At 31.7% G+C, this 3,844-nt stretch carries 5 protein-coding genes; 1 reads left to right on the top strand and 4 read right to left on the bottom strand.

All coding sequences use genetic code 11. The features are described 5' to 3' along the window. Window positions 1-611: 611 nt before the first annotated feature. Together ERX35_RS11165 and ERX35_RS11160 are read right to left on the bottom strand one after the other, a co-directional pair. Window positions 612-1,478, bottom strand: a complete 867-nt coding sequence (locus ERX35_RS11165) for an aldo/keto reductase (protein WP_149459964.1) — start codon at window positions 1,476-1,478, stop codon at window positions 612-614. Between the two features lie 76 nt (window positions 1,479-1,554). After that, complete coding sequence (locus ERX35_RS11160; protein ID WP_149459963.1) at window positions 1,555-1,974, bottom strand: MerR family transcriptional regulator; 420 nt, start codon at window positions 1,972-1,974, stop codon at window positions 1,555-1,557. 452 nt (window positions 1,975-2,426) lie between these two features. On the opposite strand from ERX35_RS11160, the gene ERX35_RS11155 reads away from it, so the two are divergent. Further along, on the top strand, window positions 2,427-2,993 hold the full coding sequence (locus ERX35_RS11155; RefSeq protein ID WP_149459962.1) for a tyrosine-type recombinase/integrase: 567 nt from the start codon (window positions 2,427-2,429) through the stop codon (window positions 2,991-2,993). Here ERX35_RS11155 and ERX35_RS11150 read toward each other — a convergent pair. Together ERX35_RS11150 and ERX35_RS11145 are read right to left on the bottom strand one after the other, a co-directional pair. After that, a complete protein-coding gene (locus tag ERX35_RS11150; RefSeq protein ID WP_149459961.1) occupies window positions 2,988-3,602 on the bottom strand; it encodes an ATP-binding cassette domain-containing protein in 615 nt (204 codons plus the stop codon). The genes ERX35_RS11155 and ERX35_RS11150 overlap by 6 nt on opposite strands. Window position 3,603: 1 nt before the next feature. Next, a partial coding sequence (locus ERX35_RS11145) for a YxeA family protein (protein ID WP_149459960.1) occupies window positions 3,604-3,844 on the bottom strand: 241 nt, incomplete at its 5' end.

The following is a 3,844-nucleotide window of genomic DNA, read 5'->3' as shown; positions in this document are numbered from 1 at the left end:
CAAACGAACGTGATATCACCAATGGTCTGGGTAGAGCATTCTATAGAGAAAGACCGATGGAGGTGCTGGTGAGTGATCTGACCTATGTGAAGGTGGCTGGAAAATGGCATTATATATGCTTGTTTATGGTAATTATGTTACTTAAACATTGTAAATAAAAACATCACCGAGAATTATTTTCTCAGTGATGTTTTTATTTAATCTATTTTAACCAAACTTTCTTTATTAATGGTTATCCCTTAGGACTTGAAATATTGTACACTCCGATTATGCGCGACTGATCCTCATATTATACAACTATTCCATATGGTAAATGGTTCTGCAAATTCACCGTATACCTATTTGAATGATTCGCTGCACACCTGTTTTATACATCGCATCAATCACGATTTCTGTTACTTTTTTATCGTCCAAATTCATATAGCGTTAGCTGGAAAACGCATTTTAACATAATCTTGATCAAATAGTAAATTTCCGGTATATCCAGAAACTTTTTGTTACCTTTGTATAAGACAAGTCTATGGCATGATATCAAATTAAAATCAGGTTGCTATTTTAAAAGAGGATTGTTACCTGTGTAACCACTAGCGCCAATAATCAGTATGTTTTGCTCATTTTTCTGTATCTAACATCCTATTCATAAACCATTCTACTTGTTGAGGTGCATCATGATCAAAGAATGCAGATTCTCCCCTATCTAAAGTCCCTATCTTTTCAATATCTTCTTTTGAAAGGTCAAAGTCAAAAATATCAATATTTTCAGCCATTCGTTCTGGACGAACTGATTTTGCTAAAGCCACAATTCCTCGTTGTATTAACCAGCGTAATACAACTTGTCCTACTGTTTTTCCGTACTTTTTACCTATTTCTGCCAGTACAGGATTGGTAAATAGTTCTTGACGACCTTCTGCAAATGGAGCCCAAGCTTCCACTTGTACACCATATTTTTCATTCCATTCTTGGTCTTCAACTCGTTGATTCCAAGGATTTACTTCGATTTGATTAATTTGTGGTATTACCTCATTCAAACCAACAAACTCAATCATCTTAGCTGATTTGAAATTTGAAATACCAATGGCTCTTAATTTTCCTGTTTTTTGAGCAGTAACCATTGAGCGCCATGCACCATAAATATCTCCGTATGGTTGATGAATAAGAAAAAGATCAAGATAATCCAACCCCATTACTTCAAGAGAATACTCAATTGTTTCTGCAGCTTTTTCTTCTGGTGCTTGAAGAATAAATAATTTAGAAGTAACAAAAAGTTCTTCTCGAGTGACTAGACCTTCATTGATAGCACGTTTGATTCCTTCACCTGTTTCTTTTTCATTTCCATAAATAGAAGCTGTATCAATCAGACGGTATCCAGTTTTAATGGCTTGATAGACTGCTTCAGATGTTTCCTCAAATGGAATTTGATAAACACCAAATCCTAATTGTGGCATTTCTACTCCATTGTTCAAAGTAATTGTTTGCATATTATTTTCCTCCCATAACTTTCTTTACATGTTCTATCCTAAACCTTAGAGTTAAGTCTATAGCAAGAAAAAAATTTTATTTTTTTCGTTCCCATAGTTTTTCAACTTTATCAGGCTCTAATTCACCTGTTTTAAATTTTACGATATGATCATCATACGTTTCTATCTTATAAATAAGTAAATCTCGAACTTCTCGCATGTCCGCTAATTTTTTATCTAATTCTTCTAATTGATCGGACAAAATCTGTTTCTGCGCTTTTTCTACATTCTGAGATTCACGTAATTGTGCGAGTTGAGCAAATTCAATAAGTGATTCAATCGATATCCCCGCGTTTCGTAGGCTTTTAGCTAGGTAAATCCAATTAAGATCATTGATAGCATAATCCCGATAACCGCTCTCATTACGATGAACTGGTGGTATAACGCCGACACGTTCATAATAACGTAATGTATCAACACTCAAATCAAACATTTCCGCTGCTTGTTTAATATTCATTAAATTATCTCCTCGTCTTTTTATATAAATATCATAAACCCTAAAGTGAACTCTAATGCAAGTTATTTTAAAAAGTTATTATTTAATTGATTTCCATTTATTTATGTCATTATTCAAAAACTGGATCATACTAGATATATTTTTTGATTTTAAAATAAATGTCCATAAAATCGTGAATTTATTTGAAATAATTTATAAATTAGTAATTATCTGTAAAATATAATAATGTTATTCCTTTTCATTCTTTTTCTTAGTTTTCCTCTTTATATTAAATGAATATAATGTTTATAGAGTTGATTAGTTTGTTCTTTCATTCATTCTTATATGTAACACAATAGGAATTATGTTACATGATAATCCCCGAAACAAAGGGGGTTTATTTTTATGGCTGAAATAATGTATCATAATGATATCAATACATACATTCTACGTATCATATAGGAGTGATTTTGATGAACAGTGTGGAACCCATCAGAGATGTACGGAAGATCCAGGAGATGAAGGAGGCGCTCGCCTACTACGGGTCGGAACGGGATGTCTTCCTGTTCAACCTGGGGATCAACTGCGGACTGCGTGTCGGGGATCTACTGGGACTGAAGAAGAAGGACATCAAGGACTACAGCATCAAGCTTCGGGAGCAGAAGACCCGTAAACAGAAACAAATCCCCCTTTACCATCTAAAGGAGGATATTGATCGTTATATTCAGTTCCTAGAGGACGAAGATTATCTGTTTAAAAGCAATAAACTCGATTTTGATGGCAATATTAAACCAATCAGTCGTGTACAGGCGTATAGAATCCTAAATCATTCAGCAAAATCAATCGGTTTAAGTGAGATCGGCACACATTCGATGAGAAAAACGTTTGGTTACCATTACTACAGGAAAACGAAGGATGTCGCTTTATTGATGGATCTATTCAATCATTCGTCTCAGTCTGTCACTTTGAGATATATTGGGATTAATCAGGATGTTATGGATGAATCCATTAATAATGTAATGGAAAATATATTTTTATAAATTTATTATATTGTCACATTGATGAGCTATATCAATATCGTGTGTTGCTACAATTAAAACTTTATCTTTATCAATTAAAGATAACAGCTTAGAAAAAATAAAAAAGCCATTTTCTTTATCAAGAGCACCAGTAGGTTCATCTGCTAAAATTATGCTAGGTGACTTTAATATAAGTCTAATAAGAGATACCCTTTGTTGCTCCCCTCCACTTAGAGTTGATATTTTTCTACTTTTTGTAACATTAACATTAAACTCTTTAATATAATCTTCTTTTAATTTTTCTTTTTCTGATTTAGTCATTAATTTAAACTTTAAACCAATATCTAAATTTTCATTTACACTTTTGTTATCTACTAATCCATAATTTTGAAATAGATACCCTAAGCAATTCCTATAAAAATTTTTATTAAATTTAATTTCACTATTATTATAAAATATAGTTCCATTTTTTGGTTTTTCGAATCCTGCTATTGTGTTAAGAAGTGTAGATTTTCCAGAACCACTTTTACCTACAATAGCATAAGATTCACCTAACTTAAATTCAATATTAAAATTATCAAAAATTAATTTCTCGTCTTTAATAACTGTTATATTATCTAGTTTAATCATACTATTTGCCCATTATTTTATTAAATTTTAATTTAGTGATGTATTTAATACTTTCAACGTATTTACCTTTATGTGTAATTTCAACGTATTCTTTACTAGGATCATATCCTTTAAAAGATAGTTTATAGTTTTTTTCGTCGCCATTTGCATCATAAATCACTATATTTTCATAATTTTGCGTTTCTTTATCTACTTTAGCATATGATATTTCTTTGCTAAGTAATGGATTAAATCTATCAGTG

It is taken from the genome of Macrococcus equipercicus, assembly GCF_004359525.2.
Lineage (GTDB): Bacteria > Bacillota > Bacilli > Staphylococcales > Staphylococcaceae > Macrococcus > Macrococcus equipercicus.
This window is presented reverse-complemented; position numbering and strand designations above follow the sequence as displayed.